Here is a 19,000-nt window from a genome sequence, read left to right as displayed (position 1 = left end):
GATTTGCACATTGGCGTGTATACGGTTGATACCTGTCTGTGTCAACGTTTTCGCATGCCGATGTGGGTACGCATTGGCGTATATACGGTTAATATGCTCCCTCTGACGATGCAGCCGATCATACATACCTTTTCATAAGCACAGTTATCACCGTCTACCGCCTATTTTATCGCCACAAAGAACAAGCGTGCACTTTCTTCGTTCGGCTCATTCCAGGTGAAATCGGCATAACATTTCACATCACGAAAACCAATTTTATATAGCTCTGTACTTAACCATTCCTGCGCATACGAACGCTGTACATGAATTTCTTCAAAGCGTTCATACAATGCATGCTGCTCGTCACCGGTACGGGCGAAAATGGTCAGATGATGCTCAATTTCCGTACGTGCCGCATCATATTGACATGTCCACAAATACGATACCGAACGATCATCGAGCATAAACGGCTGTTCTTCCTCATAACGACGCAATGTATTCGGATGATGCACATCAAATATAAACGTGCCACCCGGCTTTAACCCGCGATACGTCGCCTGTAACGTACGCACTACATCTTCCGGCTCGGTCAAATAATTTACGCAATCACAAAATGAAATTACACTGTCGACCTGCTCTGCCAATTCCCAATTGGTCATATTTTGACAAATCCATTGTACCTGTCCATCCTGAAACAGTCGATGTCCTTGTGGCGTTGATTCCATTTTGTCACGCGCGATCGATAGCATATCTGAAGACAGATCAATACCGGTCACCCGAAAGCCAGCATTGACAAGTGGGATCGTAATGCTACCTGTACCACAACCAAGCTCAGCGATCTGACGTGGCATACCGTATTTGTCCCATACTTCACGCGCAAAGCGCAACCACTCCGGATAAGGCATATCGTCCATCAATTCATCGTACACATAAGCAAACTTGCGATATGACACGGTTTCAACCGTCCTTCCTTGTTGCCGTTTGCCGGCGTTTTGTAAGTATAAAAGCTGTACATACAAAAACAGAAAGGCAGGAACCGCAATCAAAGCCGTTCATGCCTTTCCATTTTACTCGTTATCACTCATCGAGTTTACCGATTATGATCGATCAGGCTTGTTCGCCTTCATTCGTTTGCTGTGCATCCGGCTTAGCTTGCGCAGCGGCAGCGTCACTATGACTTGCCAGACGAGTCCAGTTCTGATCTTGCACAACGACGCCTTCTTTCATCAGCTTGCCTAGCGCGCGTTTGAAAGCAGCTTTGCTAATGCCAAAGCGCTGTTTGATCACATCGGGCGGCGTGCGATCCGAATACGGCATCGCTTTATCTTCACGTTCTTCCATAAAGGCAAGCAGACGCTCCGCATCTTGATCGCGTCCTACTTCCTTGCGCTGTAACATGGATAGATTTACCCGTCCGTCTTCACGTACTTGGGTTACACGCACGCTTACTTTTTCACCAAGCCGTAGCATACGGCTACGCTCATTTTGGTGAATGAGACCGATCGCGCCAAAACCGAGCACACCGCCTTCGATCAGTACAAAGCTGCCCATTTGCAATGGCTTGTACACAAGCGCATCGACCCATTGATTCATCCAGCTCGTTGGTGCATGAAACACATGTTCAGTCAGTTCTTCTTCACCAGCCAGCTTTGCTAGCAAACGTCCTTGACGATCATGCTGTAAGACGACATACACTTCATCACCGATCTGCGGACGCAGCTCCGGCTTTTCGGGCAGATCGCTCATCGGCAACAGCAACTGACGACCGAGACCCATTTCAAGAAATGCGCCAAGGCGTGGATGCAGATCGGCAATTTTTAGCTTCGCCAGCTCACCGAGCGTTAGCAACGGCTTTTTCATCGTCGCGGTCAGACGATCTTCGGTATCATGGAAAATAAACGCTTCCACCGTTTCGCCCACTTTAATTTTGCCAACGATCTCGCTGTAATGCATCAGCACTTCCTGCTCACCATCGGTCAGGAAGAAGCCGTACGGCGATACTTCACGCCCGATCTTCAGGCTAACAATCGTACCTGCTTCCAAACTCATACGGTGCCCACCACTTTGGCGTCAGACCAGAGGCGTTCAATATTGTAATATTCACGCTCATCACGATGGAAAATGTGCACGACTACATCACCCAGGTCAATCAGTACCCAGCGTGCAGCGTTAACGCCTTCCATACCACGAATATTCACATTCGCTTCATGCGCACGCTTGCGCACCTCAGCAGCGATCGAGCGTACCTGTGTATCGGAATTACCATGACAGATGACAAAATAGTCTGCCACGAGCGAGATTCCTTTCAGGTCGAGCACCACCATATCTTGAGCTTTTATACTTTCAGCCGCATCTACTGCCAGCTGCATTAATTGTTCTGGATTTAATGCCATTTAAAGTTTTCCCTCCAATTCAAGTTGTTTGACTAGATCATTTCTCGATAATACGGTCAGCGGATAAATGACTTGTCTACGCGCGAGCAGCAGATTGATCGTAGAGTCAAAACCGGCGACGAGCGCCGCTTCAACGCTTGTTTCCGCCAGGCGACGAATATGATCGACACCAGGGAAATCGCGTCCAGGTTCAATATAATCCGCCAAACAAATAATTTTTTCGAGCAAAGTCATACCGACCCTGCCGGATGTATGATACCGAATTGCGTTTAGCACTTCCTCATCATCGATGCCATATTCAACCGCTGCCACATATGCACCGATTTCGGCATGCCAGAGCGGTTTGTCATACAGCAATAGTTCATCATTCAGCGCTTTGTCGCGTAACAATTGCTCCTGACGCTCACTAGGCCAATATTTGGCAACATCATGCAAAATCGCTGCCAAATCCGCCTTTACCGGATCAGCTCCATACCGCTTGGCAAGCAGTACTGCCGATTGCATCACACCTTCGGTATGACGCCAGCGTTTCTCCGGCATTTGAGCGGAAACGGATTGAATCAATTCATCGCGTGTCAGCTTCATATATTCCGCTCCCCTTAATATAGTCATACACATGATCGTGAACCATATAACGGATCGTCTGCCCGTTTTGCAATCGTTCACGAATATCGGTGGATGAGATATCAACTTGTGGCATATTGACCAGCTGTACACGCGGCTGCAAATAGATTGGCATTTTCGACTTGTCAATGACCGACCCAGGACGCCCTACACCAACAAAGGTCAGCCGCTGTGCCAATTCTTCGATCCCATGCCACTCGGTTAGCGAGTTCACCATATCGGCTCCGATAATAAAAAAGAATTCATGCTCTCCATATCGCTCCTGCAGCGCACGGATCGTCTCAATCGTATAGGATACGCCGCCGCGCTCCAGCTCGATATCAAGCGTACGAAACGCCGGATTCGTACCGATTGCACGCTCTACCATCTGCAAACGCTGTGCACCGGAAGCACCGGCAGCATGTTTGTGCGGAGGAATATGAGACGGCATAAACCAGACCTCATCCAGCGCACACCCTTCCAGTGCAGCCTCGGCTGCCAGCATATGACCGATATGCACCGGATCAAACGTGCCTCCCATAATACCGACTTTCATGAATCCACCACCGCATCGTTTGTAATCGCTGTGCCGCAACAGACCGGAATATTTGACAGACCAGATGGCGGCAACAGAGGTTGAGACTGCACGCGAAATTTACGCTCGTGGCAGCTCGATTTGTTTGTGATCTTTTGATTCTTTGTACAGTATGATCGTACGTCCGATCACTTGTACCAGCTCTGCGCCTGCGCCTTCTGCCAGTTGTTGTGCCAGTTCCTTCGGCTCATCCAGACAGTTGTTCAGTACCGATATTTTCATCAGCTCGCGCGTTTCAATCGCATCGACCACATGGCGGATAATGCCTTCATTCATGCCGCCTTTACCGATTTGGAAAATCGGGTCCAAGTGATGCGCTTGACTGCGCAAGTAACGTTTTTGTTTTCCAGTTAACATAGGTATCCCCTTATATTCGTTATTCGTAATTAATGTTGTTCATGATTCAGCGCTTCCAATACCGCACTATGCATGAGCGATACAGGAGCGTCCACTCCGGTCCAATATTCAAACGCATAGGCACCTTGATAAACGAACATGCCCAGCCCGTCCACAACGGTGCAACCGCGTGCTTTCGCCTCGCGCAACAGGCGCGTCTCGAGCGGATTGTAGATCAGATCGCTAACGATCATATGTTCCGTAAGCAGTGCACTATCTACCGGGGAAGCGTCCGTATCCGGGTGCATACCGACAGAGGTCGTATTAATGAGTATATCGGTTGCCGCCAGACTAGCTTGCAGTTCATCATACGGCGCGGACTTCATCATCGTCGCCCCGGTTTCGGTATGCAAGAGCGCGATTAGTTCATCCGCTTTGCTGACGGTACGATTTAATACGGTCACTGCCGCAACCTGCTCTTTGAGCAGCGCATAAATGATGCCGCGTGCCGCACCGCCCGCACCAAGCACGGTCACATGTTTGCCGGACAGTGCACCGGTCTGTTCCTTCAGCGAACGCACATAGCCGATGCCATCGGTATTGTATCCTTTTGTTCGTCCGTCACGGATCACGACCGTATTGACCGCACCGCATTGCACAGCCGATTCGTCCAGCTCATCTAGCAGTTCCATAATCGCAACTTTGTGCGGAATCGTCACATTGAAACCGCTGAAACCGAGCGCAATCGCACCGGTAACCGCTGCGGCAAGCCGTTCCGGTTTCACATGCAGCGGCACATACATACCGGGCAAAGCAGCCGCTTCCAATGCAACATTGTGCATCGCAGGTGATTTGGAATGAGCGATTGGATCACCGATAACGCCCAGCAATAGCGGGGCATGAATATGTGGATGATGACTCATCATCGTTCGCCTCCTGAACTGTATTGAAAATACCGATTTCGTTTAACGTGATTTCGATTAGATCAACGATGGACGCAGCATCACTTTTACGCCTTTTGGCAGATGAACAGCGACGAGCGCACCTTGATCGCTATTGACTTTAATCCAACCCAACCCGGAAATGAACACATCGAGCGATTTGCCTTTAGGTATACGCAGCTCATGACGCGTCCATGCCGGCAGTTCAGCCAGATGTTGCTTTGTTGGCGGAGCTAGCATTTCACCGCCATGTTGCTGAAATAGCTCATCTGCACGATCCAGCTTCGTACGGTGAATATGCAGACGATTGTTCATATAAAAAGTGAACGACTGACGTTCACCTTCGATAAAATCAAAGCGTGCCATCGCGCCGAAAAAGAGCGACTGTCCTGCGTTCAATTGATACACCGCCGGTTTGAGCGGTTTGTCCGGCATCAATGCCGCCAAGTCCTGTTTATGCACCAGCTCGGTGTAGCGAGATTCATACACGATCCCCGGTGTATCGATAATCGCATGTCCATCATCAAGCGGAATGCTAACCGTATCAAGCGTTGTGCCCGGATAGCGGGAAACGGTCAGTTCTTCCTCCAGATCGCTATAGTCGGCAATCAAGCGATTGATCAGCGTCGATTTGCCGACATTTGTAGCGCCGACAACGTACACATCACGCTTGCCACGCAGAAAACCGACCACTTCCAGCAGACGATCAAAGCCTTGATTTTGCTTCGCACTGCACAAAATAATGTCTTCGACTTTTAAACCAAGCTCTTTTGCTTCCTTTTGTACCCAGTTGCGAATTTTGTTCCAGTTGGTTACCTTTGGCAGCAAATCCGTTTTGTTCACTGCGAGAATGACGGGGTTGTTGCCAACAAAACGCTGTAACCCCGAGATCACACTACCGTGAAAATCGAACAGGTCGACAATGTGGATCACCAGTGCATCCTTGTCTCCCACCTGACTTAGCAGGCGCAGAAACTCGTTCTGGTCAACCGTTACCGTCGACGATTCATTGTAATTCCGTATACGGAAACAGCGCTGGCAGAGCAGCGGTGTGCGCTCCAGCGCCTGCGCCGGAATATAGCCCGGCAGTTCCGTTGCTTCGGTTTGCAGCACGATTCCACAGCCGCTGCATTTGGTTCCAGCGGTCAAGCCGCTTTGTTCAGTCATTTATTGCGTTCCTCCTCGGCCCATAAGCCCTTTTTACGAAGTCTTAGCCTTGCCAGCCGTTCCACCTGACGGTTAAATCGGGTCCGCCAGCCTTCATCACCTAGCGCAATCGGCAGTACAAGCACAGTGAACAAGCCGAGTCGGTTGCCGCCGTATACATCGGTCAACAACTGATCGCCCACAACGATCGTCTGGTCGTCACGACAGTTCATCAGCTTCATCGCCTTGCGAAATGGCGCATTGGAAGGCTTGCGTGCAGCATGCACAAACTTGATATCCAGCGGAGTCGCAAACAGGGAAACCCTGTTCATATTATTATTGGAAACGATAATCAGCTCGAAGCCATATCTTTTGACTGTGGCGAACCATTCGATTAATTCCGGTGTGGCATCCGGCGCCTTCGCGCCGACCAATGTGTTATCCAGATCGGTAATAATTCCTCTGTACCCGTCTGCATACAGCTTTTCCAGATCGATATCATAGACCGTGTTTACACGCAATTTTGGAATGAGCATTTCAAACAAGCTATATTCACCTCGATTTCATACGACAAACTATACCATAAATTTAACCACTCTGACAAAAAGAAACGCCGCAAAAGCGGCGCTATTTACGAGCGTATGAAGCTTTATTTATGGCGGTTTCAGGCTTGATCATGTCAGCCTATGCACACCGTATCCATTATACTACTTTGTAGACGCATTACGCCACAACTTTCGTAAATCATGCACATACTGTTTCATCGTCGCATATTCATCTTCGGTTACGACGTTCGGGCTATACTTCGCCCGTTCAAACAATTGTAGCAACGGAACTAGCGCAGGTTGCAGCTCAGGCTGTTGTTGCTGCCAACGCGCGACCGATTCGCGTAGCGTTTCATGCGCTTCACGATTCATGCCATGCCGTTTCATCCATGACAGCCAGCGCTTCGCTTCCAGCATCATTTTCTGCTGCGATGTTTGCGGCTCGCCATAGCGTAGACGCACATAAGCGGCATGCAGTTTGCGGCGATAACGGAACGCCAGGAAACCGATCCATGCGGCGATAAGCAAGCTTGCTGTCCAGATGACAGCCGGTGGTGCGCCATTTTCGGAAGCCTGTACCGGCGTTTGCGCTTGCTCTTGTTCCGGCTGTTGTTGCTGCTGCTCCGGCTGTGGCGTTTGCTCCGGCTGTGCTGGAGTTTGAACCGTTTCGGTTAGCAGCGGCATATCAAAGCCTGGTGTTGCCTCAATCGGAATCCAGCCATAATCGGCAAAATAAATTTCCGCCCACGAATGCGCATCCGCATTTGTCACCGTATATTCGGTCGCACCGTCTGGAAAATAATCGCTCGTCACATAACCGGACGCTTGTCCGGGAGCATACCCTTTCACCCAGCGCGCCGGAATATCGAGCGAGCGCGCCATCATAACCATCGCAGTAGAGTAATAATCACAATAGCCCTCTTTGATCTCAAACAGAAAGCTATCGACAAAGTCGCTGCTCTTTTTACGCGACAGATCGGGATTGTTCGTGTACGTATAATTGTTTTTCAAATACGACTGCAACAATTCGATCTTACGATACGGCGTCGTTGCCGAAGCGGTTACTTCGCGCGCCAAATTTTTCACACGCTCTGGGAAATCAGCTGGCATTTGCAAATAAGGCTCTAACGATTTGCCATCGTACAGCTCGCTGTACGTCTTTTTCTCTAACTGGGCGACCGGCACGACCGGGACACGTGAGATGAGTGCATATGACTCCGGATAATTGCGATTTTGTCTCGTCTGACTCCAATGCACTTCACCGGAATTGCTGCGCCAATCCAATTGGTCGGTATCGTTTTGCCCATTTACGCTCTCGATACGTGAGATCGTATACGCACCGAACAACACCGGATAATTTGTGCCTTTATCGCTTAACATTTTGACCTGCTGCTTCACGGTGCGCATTTCAATGCTGGAAGGCTCGCCCTCTGTCGATAACAGCTCATCCGCCTGAATCGGTTCCAAATCGCGCCAACTGCTACTAGAGCGATCGATCCAGCCTTTACCTGAATACGCAAGCCGCGTCTCGCCGCGCCAATAACTACGGCTCGTCGTGCTAACCGACATCACCGGCGTATAATCAAAGTTAAAACCACCGCCCAAATTGGAATCTTCACGGCTGTACCCCGATGAAGCGCCACCTTGTCCGTTCATATTATTCGAGCCATTGACGGTAATGACCGATTCGCCGCGCCAGTTTTTCCAGGCGGTGTAAGGGTCCTTAAGCGTTGGCTGTACTTCCGGCATATTGATACCGATCAATAAAATAACCGAAAAGATCACCGCAATATTAAACATAATTTTGAGCGGATACCGGCGCAGATGTTTCCAACCACGCGGGAAACGCTCCTGAAAATAACGAAAATGATTGCTGACGAGCCAGCCCATCCCGGCGAACACTACCCAGGCGACCTCTTGCCACAATGCTGTTTTCGTAAACGAATCCAAAATCGCTAGCGTCACAATATTCGTACCGACAAACATAATGATCGCGCGCCGTGATGTGCCAATCCGCGCCGACACTTCCAGCAGCATCCAGGCTGCCACGACAAACCAGATGTACGTCCGCAGCGTACCGATAAATTCCTCTAGATTGTCGGACACTGATTGCGCGCTGCTCCATGTGAACAGATCATGGGTATGCATCGCATAATACACAACGGCAATGACCGCGACCAGCTTAAGCAACAATCTGTACCAGGCGTTAAACGGCAGCACGATATCGATCACCGCTACCGCTAACATCGTGCCTAGCACGAACATCGTCGTTTCTTTATACCAGATCGCATCTGCATATTGAATCCACTGATAAGCGATAATAAGCACCCATAATAAACATAACGAATAGTACCAGGAGTTGCGGATTGCGCTCCACCATTTCCTCATTGAGCTCTCCCTCCTAATACGGTTGGAAGCTGATCGAGCCGACTAAGCGGATAACAGACCGCGCCGCGTGCGCTGGCAGTCAAATTCCAATCATATATGCGCTGTTCATGCTGTTCGCTTTCGATCAATAATTGCACAGGTAACATTTGCCGCATCCGTGCAAACTGGAACACTTCCCATGCCTTTTCTCCACCGAGCGGACTGATCAGCACAAATAACGAACCTGACGGAAAACTGCGCGCCCCTTGCTCCAACCCTTTGAGCAATCCATCCTGACCGTCTGCGAGCAGATCAACGAGATGAAGCTGCATCCGATGCCATTCACCGGCATGATCGGTAGGCAAAAATGCTTCTGTCCGCGCTCCAATCGTAAACAGCCCCATCCCCATCCGCTCACGCATGCCATATTCCAGCATCGATGCTGTCACCGATACCGCCAGTTCAAAATGATCGGCAGATTCGTAATGCGCTGCGTTTGCATCGAGCACAAGCACGGTTTTGGGCAATGATTCATGCTCAAACTCCTTCGACTTCCAAACACCGGTACGTGCAGTCGCATTCCAGTGAATACGCGAAATGCGATCACCGTACACATAATCGCGCACACCGTTGATCTGGTTCGTTTCCGGCCGCGATAGCATTTGGGACGTTTGCTGTCCACCTAGTCTGGAATGACGCGAACCCATTTCCCAGTAAGGTACAAAAATCGTGCGCGGCAAGACGATAAACTCACCTGGCGCATGAAAAGTACCACGGTTTTCCAGCAAGCCGAAAATATCTTCACTAATACAATCTGTAGCATAAAAGCGATACCGTCCACGTTCCAGCGGCGGCGTCTGAAACAACAGCTCACCGCGTCCTCTCATGCTCGGCATCAAACTTTCTTCAAATGACCATGATTCCCCGTTATGACGCTTTAGCGTCTCACGTACAATCACATACGGCAACGGCAAAAAACCCGGAATCGTGACATTGAGTTTCACCTGTACTTGATCACCTGCATGAATCATATTGCCGCTACCTTCATCGCCTTCAATCGACAACTTACGGCTGCCACGCGCACGTCCAACACCGCGAAAACCGCCAACGATTAAATATAATGCAAGCAGCGTTACCATCGAAAATAACATGACCGATGTTTTGCCACCTTGAAACAGCACATACAGCAAGCAGCCGAGCCACACAAACATGACGAGCCATAGCTTGGATAGCTGACGCTGCAACTTCATATTCAGCCGCAAATACGAGAATAATGCTCTCATACGATTATTGTCCTATGGATACCGGTGCGGTAACCTGCTCCAAAATTTGCTGCATAATGCGCTCAGCGCTCATCCGCTCCATCCGTGCTTCCGGACGCGCCAAAATGCGATGGGCGATCGTATACGGCGCTAGACGCTTCACATCGTCAGGCAACACATAATCGCGCTCATGAATAAGCGCGTGCGCCTTCACCGCCATCATAAACGACAATGTGGCACGCGGGCTTGCTCCGAGCAGCACCGAACGATGCTCACGTGTCGCACGAATAATGCCGACCAAATAATCGCTAACCGAATCATCCATATGCACCGAGCGAATTTCCTGCTGGATATCAGCGATGCTTTGCATATCGGTTACCGGTGTTAGACGTTCTACCGGCTGCCCGCTTGCGCCCTGCTGACGCAGCAAATTTTTCTCGGTCTGCTCATCCGGATAACCGATCGTAATTTTCATCATAAAACGATCAAGCTGCGCTTCCGGCAGCATATACGTACCTTCAAAATCAATCGGATTCTGGGTCGCACAAAGCATAAACGGATGGGGCAACGGATGGGTTTCACCATCGACCGTCACATTGCGTTCCTCCATCACTTCCAGCAATGCCGATTGCGTTTTAGTCGTCGCACGGTTAATCTCATCGGCAAGCAATATGTTCGTCATGACCGGGCCTGGACGGAAATAAAACTGCTCGTCTTTTGGATGAAAGATCGATACGCCCGTAATGTCGCTTGGCAGTAAATCAGGGTTACACTGAATGCGGCGATATTGACCGCTCATCGATTTAGCGAGCGCTTTGATCATCTGCGTTTTGCCTGTGCCGGGTACATCCTCGATCAGTACATGACCACCAGCGAGCAATGCGGTAAGTAGCAGCTCGATTTCAAATGATTTTCCCAGAATGCACGATTCCAGATTGGAGCGGATATCCGCAATAATTTGCATCGATTCTTTACGTACTGGCATATATTGAAAACCTCCTACCTCGGGTTCATAATTCCAAATGGGTCGTTGCCACTAATGCGGCTTGCGGTTCGCTGCCAGCTGGAGGTTCCGCTTGTGAAACGTGTGCTGATTGTAACACAACATACGCAATATCGATCCATGTCGGATCATTTGTTATTGTACATGAACTATGGAACAGAGTCACTTTTACGTGCAACAAGTACGGTTACATATACATCTGTTACAACTGAAAAATGACGATCCCGCTTTGATCTGAACAGTGGTCAAAAAATGGACTTTTGCAGCAAATAGAGGCATACTGTGATAAGTCATTTTACGTTAAAGGAGACTGTTATATTATGAACGAGCAAACTGTTGCACTTTTCAAACAATTAACCGAATTTCCCGCTGTATCAGGCTTTGAACGCGAGCTGCGTCAACTCGTAAAGGAGAAAATGTCAGCGTATACGAGCGAATTTGTGCAAGATCGGCTTGGAAGTCTGTTTGGTGTTCTGCGCGGTGACGCATCCGGCCCGAACATTATGGTCGCCGGGCATTTTGATGAAGTCGGCTTTATGGTGTCAGGTGTGACGGATCAGGGGCTTGTGCGTTTTCAGCCGCTAGGCGGTTGGTCGAACCAAGTGGTGCTGGCACAGCGGCTCCATATCGTAACCGATCAAGGAACGATTACAGGGGTAGTCGGCTCCACGCCGGTTCATTTGCTTAGTCAGGAAGAACGCAGCAAAGCGATCGATATTCGGAACATGTACATCGATATCGGTGCCGATGATCGTGCCGAAGCGGAAGCGCTGGGGATTCGTCCGGGTCTGCAAATCGTACCGGTATGCGAATTCACACCGATGGCAAATCCGAAAAAGATTATGGCAAAAGCTTGGGATAACCGTTACGGTGTAGGGCTTGCAATCGAACTGCTGGAGGCGCTGCACAAACAGCCACTCGGCGGCACCGTCTATGCGGGCGCCACCGTACAAGAGGAGCTGGGCTTGCGCGGTGCGCGTACAGCAACACAGCTCATTCAGCCGGATATTTTCTTTGGGCTTGATTGCAGTGCCGCCAATGATATGACCGGTGATCGCAATGCATTTGGACATATCGGCAAAGGGGCATTGCTGCGCATTTACGATCCGACGATGTTTACCCATCGCGGCATGATCGAATATATCCAAGATACCGCCAGCAGCCATCAGATTCCGATTCAAACGTACATTTCCCAAGGCGGTACAGATGCCGGTACGGTGCATCAGAGCGGCATTGGCATCCCTTCTAGTGTCATCGGCATCTGCGCCAGATATATCCATACGTCCGCTTCCATTATGCATACCGACGACTATGATGCTGCCAAACAGCTGCTGATCGAGCTTGTTAAAGGCATGAATGCGTCCACATATCGTACGCTTGTAGAACGTGCTTGAGTAATGCGTCCCGCGGCTCATACAGCTTTCCGTTTACAATAAAAAAGCATCGTATGAGCCGCATTACTTCTATCGTTATAATTCGTTTAGCCTGCACAACTTTCCCGGCACTTGCAAATGTTACTCGCGAGCAAGTGTGTTATTCATGTAATACCCGACAGTTATCGACTTTAATCCTGTCATAGCAGGGCAAACGGCATATTTTTTAAAAAATTGTAACCTTTTGCGCAGCGCTTGTTACAGCGCATGATTGCTACAGATTGGAATGATTCATTTTATCATAACCGGTTCACAATATCATCTTTACTTCATCGTTTACCTCCTGTTCACTTGATCCTCTTGCCAGCGCGCTGACAGCTGTTCAACATTGCTCGGAGCACTGACAGTACTGTCTGTTTCGGCAATAGGAAGTATCGACTATAACATTACCTATTTTTCCATTAATTAACTATGATTTGTTTATCGCAAATAAGAATTTTTGACGATTACATAGGGCTTGTGGCTGTATTATACTGAATCATGTCCCCAGATAAAATGATTCCTTTAGCTCATTCCAAGCTAGTGATGCTGCTTATTCCAGCTTTGCCTGCCCTTTATGATCGCTTCCCTATAGCGATGTAGAAAGGTTGGTCACTTCCGTAAGCCGCTATCCATTAGCAGCTTGCTACTGCTCACTCCGCATCATTGTTATTAACGGTTATTTTCCTCATTCTGCTGCCCGTAGTCGTTCAAAGACGGGCAGCGCTTATTTTTTGCAATAGGTGCAGCGAATCACCTGCTGCTCTCGCTACTATTTTCACATCCACTTTCATCTCTTATCTCGGTACTCATTCCCGCATCTATTTCGATCGCTTATTCCGATACTCATTCCTGCATCGCCTACTTTCTACTTCTTTTTAACTATTGTACGACTTCATCAATCCCGACCTTATCGAGCTTTGATGAATAAAATCGTGCGAAAATCGTCGTATTTTGTTTTTAATTAACCATTTTTATCTATAAATATTAATAATTAGATCAATTTATCCGACAAAATAACTAGCGCGTTAAGACTACTCATTGCACTCATAAATGGAGATATGCCTCAAACTAACCAATATAACAACAACGAAATGACCATCAGAAAGGGAGTATACTAATGTTCGCAAAAAAATCAGTCATGGCGCTCGCCGTGGCAAGCTTGCTTGTAACCGGAGGCAGCTTTTTACCTACTGCCGCACAAGCCGACAAGCTTGCCGATGGCAGTGTCGTTACAACACTTAGCAGCGGTACAACGACCAATACCGGTCTGAACTTGTATGTAGATGGCTCGGTCGCAACAGCGGGCGACGGTTCCAAAGATGCACCTTACAAAACGATGACCCAAGTGCGCGATGCAATCCGTGCCAAAAACGGCGCCCTTCCAACAGGCGGAATTACCGTTTGGGTAAAAAGTGGTACGTATAAGTTTCCGTACACATTCGAGCTAAATGCTGCCGATTCCGGCGCACCTGGCAAAACGATCGTCTACCGTACGTTTCCAGGCGAAAAAGTTATTTTGTCCAACGGTGTAAGTGTAGACGCTTCGATGTGGAAGCCGCTAAATGCGGATGCGCAAAAACGCGTTAATCCCAAAATTAGTGCCTCCAATCTAGTGGAGCTGGATGCACAAGCACTCGGTTTGAGCAATATTAACGGCTATCCAGGCGGCACCTCGTTTTCCGATAAATGGGGCATTGTCGATCTGATCGTCGATCATGAACGTCAACCTATATCCCAATGGCCGAATCCAGACGAAACAGCAGGCAACAATCGCGCTGGCTGGACGACCGCCAACGGTTCGGCTGATGCCAGCTCCTTTTATTACGGCAATGGCGGCACGCCAACAGATGGCGATACTGCCGATGCGCTGAACGCCGATAGCACGAACCGTGCCCAACGCTGGCAAAAAAGTATCGCTGCCGGGCATGATTTGTATTTGCAAGGCTTTTGGAGAACCGCATGGGCACCGGTCATGAGCAAAGTGCAAAGCATTAACACCGGCGATAACAGCATTACATTGCTGGACATGCCTTCCGGTGGCATGGGCGATAAATTTAGCAAACAGGTGCTCGGCTCCAATCCTGTTTACCGCGTCGGTAGTGGTAAAGAAGAATGGCGCGCTATGAATCTGCTGGACGAAATCGACCAGCCAGGCGAATGGGCACTTGATTTTAAAGACGGCAAAATTTATTACTATCCTAAAAACGGCACCAGCATGACAGACAAAGATGTCGAAATTGCCGACAAAACAAGCGCTGTCGTCAAGCTGACCAATGCCGCGTATGTTTCATTTTTCGGCTTTAATGTGGAAGATAGTATGGGCAATGGCATCGATATGCAAAATAGCCACCATATTACGATCGCTGGTAATACGGTGCTTAATGTCGGCAATGGCGGCATTATCGACACTGGCGGTTACTCCAATGTGATCAAAAGCAATGACATTTACGATACCGGTAGTTTTGGCATTAGCGTCGGGATGGAAGGCGATCGGGCGACGCTGACCGGTGCTGATACACGCATTACGAACAATCATATTCATCATATCGGTGAACATGCCCATCTCGCCGGCATCGTCATTCGCGATTCGGTCGGCATCTGGGTCGATCATAACTTGATTCATGACGTCCCACGCGATGCGATTCGGTATGAGCGCAACAACAATTTAACATTTGAATTTAACGAAATTCACAATACCGCATTGGAAGAAACGGATACAGGTGCTTTTTATACCGCACAAGATTGGTCTTCATACGGCAATGATCTGCGCTACAACTTTATTCATCATAACCGCCGTGCCAATGGCTTTTATGCGGATGGCAGTGATGCGGGCGACAACTACTACAACAATATTATTCAAGGTTCCGATCGTGCGTTACAGCTGAACGGACACCATAATATCGCCAAAAACAATGTCGTCGTTGCCTCCAACAGCGTACGGATCGAAAATCGCAGTGATACCAAAGATCAATCGGCTTCCGTTTCGAAAAGCTATGGCGCAGATAGTACATTCGCCGACACATTACGCTCCAAAAATCCGACTTCCGGTGTATGGCTCGATTATGCAGCCAAACTAACCGCCAAATACGGTTATACCGACAAATTATGGTCTGATGTGCTTGATCCAAACTGGCGCCCCGAATATTCTAACGGCTCTGCGATTACGAACAATGCACTCGTTCAAGTCGGCACCATTATCAAACCGAAATACGGCAACTACAGCGTCAGCGATAACACCGTGCTTGATACGATAGCTGCCGCAAGCTTTTACAATTACAACAAAATGGACATGCGTACGAACAATGCCGACATTCTCGCCAAATTCCCGAATTTGAACAGCATTTTCCCACAAATCGGTTTGCAACAGGATGCTTATCGGATTCGTGTCGTGACACGCGCCGAAACAGGCGGGCTAAGCAACCACTAAACTAATGGCTGATGAACAGCGATTGCATTGCCATTCAGCGCTCCTGCTCGTATGACAGCGGAGAGCATCTGCACTGTCTTTGTATACAGCAATTATTTGCCTTTTCATAGGCAATTCACTTTCTGCTACCGCACGATTACAGCACGATGCAGGCATAACTAGCCGCATCGTGCTGTTTTTATATTCCCCATTCTTTTCCTTTTCTTTTCCAGAAAATTGACACTTCCACTCGCACCTTTTTATACTGTTTCTATATTGAATATACATAACGATCGAGGGAGGTCAGGCATTAAAGGTGAAAACTATTCGCTATATTTTGCTGGCAGTCGGTCTGATGATGCTGCTGACGTTTCCGTTTTGGCAATCTGGATGGTCGGACAGTCGACTCGGCGCGCTGGATAGCGGGCCTGATCCACAAACGCCGCTCAATCTATATGTGGACGGCACTGCCGCTGCCAACGGGCAAAATGGCAGCCAAACTCATCCGTTTACGACGATTGCAGCGGCGCGCGATCATATTCGCGAATTGCAGCGTCCGCTGCCACAAGGCGGCATTACCGTTTGGATCAAAGGTGGTGAATATACGCTGTCCTCTACTTTGGAATGGTCAGCAGCCGATTCCGGCACCGCGACCGCCCCGATCATTTACCGCTCCTTTTCCGGGGAAAAGGTTAGTCTAACCAATGGCAAAACGGTCAATCCGGCGGACTGGCAGCCGCTTGATGCCGCAGCACGCAGCCGCGTCAATCCTGCGATCCAACCGGATCAACTCGTTGAGCTGGACGTGCGCAAGCTGGGCTTTCACCATATTAACGGCTTTGCTGGTGGCGATTCGTTTACCGAGCAATGGGGCATTTTGCAATTGATTGTCGATGATACGATGCAGCCGATTTCACAATGGCCGAATCGTGACGATGCCAGTGCAGGTACGCGTCCAGGCTGGGCGGTTGCAGCGGGTATCTTGAATGCACGCTCCTTCTTTTATGATCCGGCGCAAAATAAAGACGCTGGCATCGAAGGGCGTATGCAGCGTTGGGAGCAAGCGATCAAGTCGGGGCATGACGTTTATTTGCAAGGGTTTTGGCGCACCGTTTGGAGTCCGGTCACGATCCGGTTGCAGCGCATTGAAGCGTCCTCCCGCTCGATCCAACTGTCCAAAACGCCTAACGGTGGGATCGGCTCCAAATTTAGCGCAATGGCTGATCATGCGACCGATCATAATCCGTATCGGATCGGCGATGGCAGCGAGGAATGGAGATTGCTCAATCTGCTGGAGGAGATCGATCAACCTGGCGAATGGGCGCTCGATTTCAAAGATGGCAAGCTATATTACTATCCAGCACACCCGCTAAACCAATCCCAGACCGTGATCGCTGACAATACCGACCCGATCATACGCATCAATGGAACTTCGTATATGAAGCTGATCGGTTTGGAACTGAAAAATGGGATGGGCAACGGCATGACGATGCAAAATACGAATCATATGACCATTGCCGGGCTAACGATACGCAATATGAGCAATGGCGGCATTACCGATATCGGCGGCTCACACAATATGATACAAAGCAACGATATTTACGATACTGGCAGTTTTGGTATCAGTGTCAGCAATGCGGGCAGCCGGGCAAAGCTGATCTCCGCCAATACGCGCATTACGAACAATCATATTTACAATACCGGCATACTCGTCCATCTTGAACCGCTCATTATTCGCGATTCGGTCGGCATGCGCATGGATCACAATTTGCTGCATGATGTGCCCAAAGATGCGGTACGGTACACGTTTAGCAACAAGCTGTTGTTTGAATACAATGAGGTGCACAATACCGGGCTAGTAGAAGGCGATACCGGCGCCTTTTATACCGCACAAGATTGGTCGTCGTATGGCAATGTACTGCGTTATAATCTAATTCACCATAACCGTCGTTCCAACGGCTTTTATGCGGACGGCGGCAGCAGCGGCAATACGTATCAAAACAATATTGTTCAGGACACTAAGCGCGCTTTTATTATCGAAAATGGACATCATAATGTGGCGACTGGCAATCTGCTCATTAACACCGGCACGATGGAAATTAACGATCGTTCCAGCACGCTCAACTACGGTTTAAACAGCGAATACGCCAACCGGCTGCGCAGCTTAAAACCGATGTCAGGCGCATGGAAAACGTATGGCGAGCAGCTTGCCAAGCAATACGGGCTGAGCGGCAATTTATGGAGTCACGTGCTGAACGCTGCCTGGCAGCCACAATACCCGAACGGCAGCAAACTGAACAACAATGTCATCGTCGGCAGCATCACCGTTCGCCTACCGAAAAAAGGCGATGCAACTGCGACCGGCAACGTAACGATCAAAACGATTCAGGCAGCTGGCTTTTACAATTACAGCAATCTTGATCTGCGCACGAACAATAGCGTTATTTTGAAAAAGTTTCCATCGCTCAATCGCGTCATTACCGAAATTGGACTGTACAGCGATCGTTATCGGGTACAACCGCTCAAACGTAACGAATACGACGCACTTACAAATCATACTAGCCATTAAGGTCTGATAGACGATGCAAATCGGCAATTTGGCAAAAAAGGGCTAGCTGGCGCACACAGCAAAGTATAGCTTTGGCAGCAGCGAGCTAGCCCTTTTTTCACCTAAACTTGACAAACTTTTGCAAGCTATGCTGAAATAGTTACAAAATAGCAACCATTTAGTTAACATTGTGAAATAAAATTTACAAATATTATTTAATTAAGTTTATTTTTGCTAAAATTGATTAAATATTTTATGATAGCCTATACATCAAAATGGCAAATTGCCGGATCGTTCCACTCCTACCTAGCCAAGCTTGCAGCGTGCAGCTTTCCGCGCTGAGCACTGTTTGCACATCGTTGTAGCCGTTCGTAGGCGACTTGCCAAATAACTCGATCAAGGAGGTGAGTTTACGTTTCGCGATCATCAGGCATAATCTTGCAATAGGATAGGCTATCGTC

At 48.9% G+C, this 19,000-nt stretch carries 15 protein-coding genes; 3 read left to right on the top strand and 12 right to left on the bottom strand.

Annotated features, from left to right (window positions below; all coding sequences use genetic code 11):
* Nucleotides 1-161: 161 nt before the first annotated feature.
* The 12 genes from U1I11_RS06575 to U1I11_RS06520 form a co-directional block, all read right to left on the bottom strand.
* The gene (locus U1I11_RS06575) at nt 162-893 is read right to left on the bottom strand and encodes a class I SAM-dependent DNA methyltransferase (protein ID WP_322905737.1); all 732 of its coding nucleotides are present in this window, start codon (nt 891-893) and stop codon (nt 162-164) included.
* A 193-nt stretch (nt 894-1,086) separates the two neighbouring features.
* Nucleotides 1,087-2,028, bottom strand: coding sequence for a CvfB family protein (locus tag U1I11_RS06570; protein ID WP_322904872.1), 942 nt, complete (start codon nt 2,026-2,028; stop codon nt 1,087-1,089).
* Entirely contained in the window at nt 2,025-2,372 is a 348-nt protein-coding gene (rsfS, locus tag U1I11_RS06565; protein ID WP_322904870.1) for a ribosome silencing factor, read from the bottom strand. The genes U1I11_RS06570 and rsfS overlap by 4 nt, the downstream gene beginning before the upstream one ends.
* A complete protein-coding gene (gene yqeK / locus U1I11_RS06560; protein ID WP_322904868.1) occupies nt 2,373-2,957 on the bottom strand; it encodes a bis(5'-nucleosyl)-tetraphosphatase (symmetrical) YqeK in 585 nt (194 codons plus the stop codon).
* Complete coding sequence (gene nadD, locus U1I11_RS06555) at nt 2,938-3,531, bottom strand: nicotinate-nucleotide adenylyltransferase (RefSeq protein ID WP_322904866.1); 594 nt, start codon at nt 3,529-3,531, stop codon at nt 2,938-2,940. Before nadD ends, yqeK begins: the two co-directional genes overlap by 20 nt.
* Nucleotides 3,532-3,630: 99 nt before the next feature.
* On the bottom strand, nt 3,631-3,927 hold the full coding sequence (gene yhbY / locus U1I11_RS06550) for a ribosome assembly RNA-binding protein YhbY (protein WP_322904864.1): 297 nt from the start codon (nt 3,925-3,927) through the stop codon (nt 3,631-3,633).
* 29 nt (nt 3,928-3,956) lie between these two features.
* Complete coding sequence (gene aroE, locus U1I11_RS06545) at nt 3,957-4,832, bottom strand: shikimate dehydrogenase (protein WP_322904862.1); 876 nt, start codon at nt 4,830-4,832, stop codon at nt 3,957-3,959.
* Between the two features lie 54 nt (nt 4,833-4,886).
* On the bottom strand, nt 4,887-6,014 hold the full coding sequence (gene yqeH / locus U1I11_RS06540) for a ribosome biogenesis GTPase YqeH (protein ID WP_322904860.1): 1,128 nt from the start codon (nt 6,012-6,014) through the stop codon (nt 4,887-4,889).
* A complete protein-coding gene (locus U1I11_RS06535; RefSeq protein WP_322904858.1) occupies nt 6,011-6,538 on the bottom strand; it encodes a YqeG family HAD IIIA-type phosphatase in 528 nt (175 codons plus the stop codon). Before U1I11_RS06535 ends, yqeH begins: the two co-directional genes overlap by 4 nt.
* A gap of 162 nt (nt 6,539-6,700) precedes the next feature.
* On the bottom strand, nt 6,701-8,926 hold the full coding sequence (locus U1I11_RS06530) for a DUF4129 domain-containing transglutaminase family protein (RefSeq protein WP_322904855.1): 2,226 nt from the start codon (nt 8,924-8,926) through the stop codon (nt 6,701-6,703).
* Nucleotides 8,923-10,188, bottom strand: a complete 1,266-nt coding sequence (locus tag U1I11_RS06525) for a DUF58 domain-containing protein (RefSeq protein WP_322904853.1) — start codon at nt 10,186-10,188, stop codon at nt 8,923-8,925. Before U1I11_RS06525 ends, U1I11_RS06530 begins: the two co-directional genes overlap by 4 nt.
* A 4-nt stretch (nt 10,189-10,192) precedes the next feature.
* Complete coding sequence (locus tag U1I11_RS06520; protein WP_322904851.1) at nt 10,193-11,152, bottom strand: AAA family ATPase; 960 nt, start codon at nt 11,150-11,152, stop codon at nt 10,193-10,195.
* A 338-nt stretch (nt 11,153-11,490) separates the two neighbouring features.
* On the opposite strand from U1I11_RS06520, the gene U1I11_RS06515 reads away from it, so the two are divergent.
* The 3 genes from U1I11_RS06515 (at nt 11,491) to U1I11_RS06505 (ending at nt 18,560) form a co-directional block, all read left to right on the top strand.
* A complete protein-coding gene (locus U1I11_RS06515) occupies nt 11,491-12,564 on the top strand; it encodes a M42 family metallopeptidase (RefSeq protein WP_322904849.1) in 1,074 nt (357 codons plus the stop codon).
* Between the two features lie 1,138 nt (nt 12,565-13,702).
* Complete coding sequence (locus U1I11_RS06510; protein ID WP_322904848.1) at nt 13,703-16,012, top strand: right-handed parallel beta-helix repeat-containing protein; 2,310 nt, start codon at nt 13,703-13,705, stop codon at nt 16,010-16,012.
* 295 nt (nt 16,013-16,307) lie between these two features.
* Nucleotides 16,308-18,560 carry a right-handed parallel beta-helix repeat-containing protein gene (locus U1I11_RS06505; RefSeq protein WP_322904846.1) on the top strand — a complete coding sequence of 751 codons (2,253 nt, stop codon included), beginning with the start codon at nt 16,308-16,310 and terminating at the stop codon, nt 18,558-18,560.
* The last annotated feature ends 440 nt before the right edge of the window (nt 18,561-19,000 follow it).

This window comes from Paenibacillus campi, from assembly GCF_034659835.1.
Taxonomy (GTDB): domain Bacteria; phylum Bacillota; class Bacilli; order Paenibacillales; family Paenibacillaceae; genus Saccharibacillus; species Saccharibacillus campi.
This window is presented reverse-complemented; position numbering and strand designations above follow the sequence as displayed.

Bases quoted from the DNA above. Each gene is read 5' to 3' on its own strand.
- U1I11_RS06575 (WP_322905737.1), bottom strand. From the start codon at position 893: ATGGACGATATGCCTTATCCGGAGTGGTTGCGCTTTGCGCGTGAAGTA.
- U1I11_RS06570 (WP_322904872.1), bottom strand. From the start codon at position 2,028: ATGAGTTTGGAAGCAGGTACGATTGTTAGCCTGAAGATCGGGCGTGAA.
- rsfS (WP_322904870.1), bottom strand. From the start codon at position 2,372: ATGGCATTAAATCCAGAACAATTAATGCAGCTGGCAGTAGATGCGGCT.
- yqeK (WP_322904868.1), bottom strand. From the start codon at position 2,957: ATGAAGCTGACACGCGATGAATTGATTCAATCCGTTTCCGCTCAAATG.
- nadD (WP_322904866.1), bottom strand. From the start codon at position 3,531: ATGAAAGTCGGTATTATGGGAGGCACGTTTGATCCGGTGCATATCGGT.
- yhbY (WP_322904864.1), bottom strand. From the start codon at position 3,927: ATGTTAACTGGAAAACAAAAACGTTACTTGCGCAGTCAAGCGCATCAC.
- aroE (WP_322904862.1), bottom strand. From the start codon at position 4,832: ATGATGAGTCATCATCCACATATTCATGCCCCGCTATTGCTGGGCGTT.
- yqeH (WP_322904860.1), bottom strand. From the start codon at position 6,014: ATGACTGAACAAAGCGGCTTGACCGCTGGAACCAAATGCAGCGGCTGT.
- U1I11_RS06530 (WP_322904855.1), bottom strand. From the start codon at position 8,926: ATGAGGAAATGGTGGAGCGCAATCCGCAACTCCTGGTACTATTCGTTA.
- U1I11_RS06525 (WP_322904853.1), bottom strand. From the start codon at position 10,188: ATGAGAGCATTATTCTCGTATTTGCGGCTGAATATGAAGTTGCAGCGT.
- U1I11_RS06520 (WP_322904851.1), bottom strand. From the start codon at position 11,152: ATGCCAGTACGTAAAGAATCGATGCAAATTATTGCGGATATCCGCTCC.
- U1I11_RS06515 (WP_322904849.1), top strand. From the start codon at position 11,491: ATGAACGAGCAAACTGTTGCACTTTTCAAACAATTAACCGAATTTCCC.
- U1I11_RS06510 (WP_322904848.1), top strand. From the start codon at position 13,703: ATGTTCGCAAAAAAATCAGTCATGGCGCTCGCCGTGGCAAGCTTGCTT.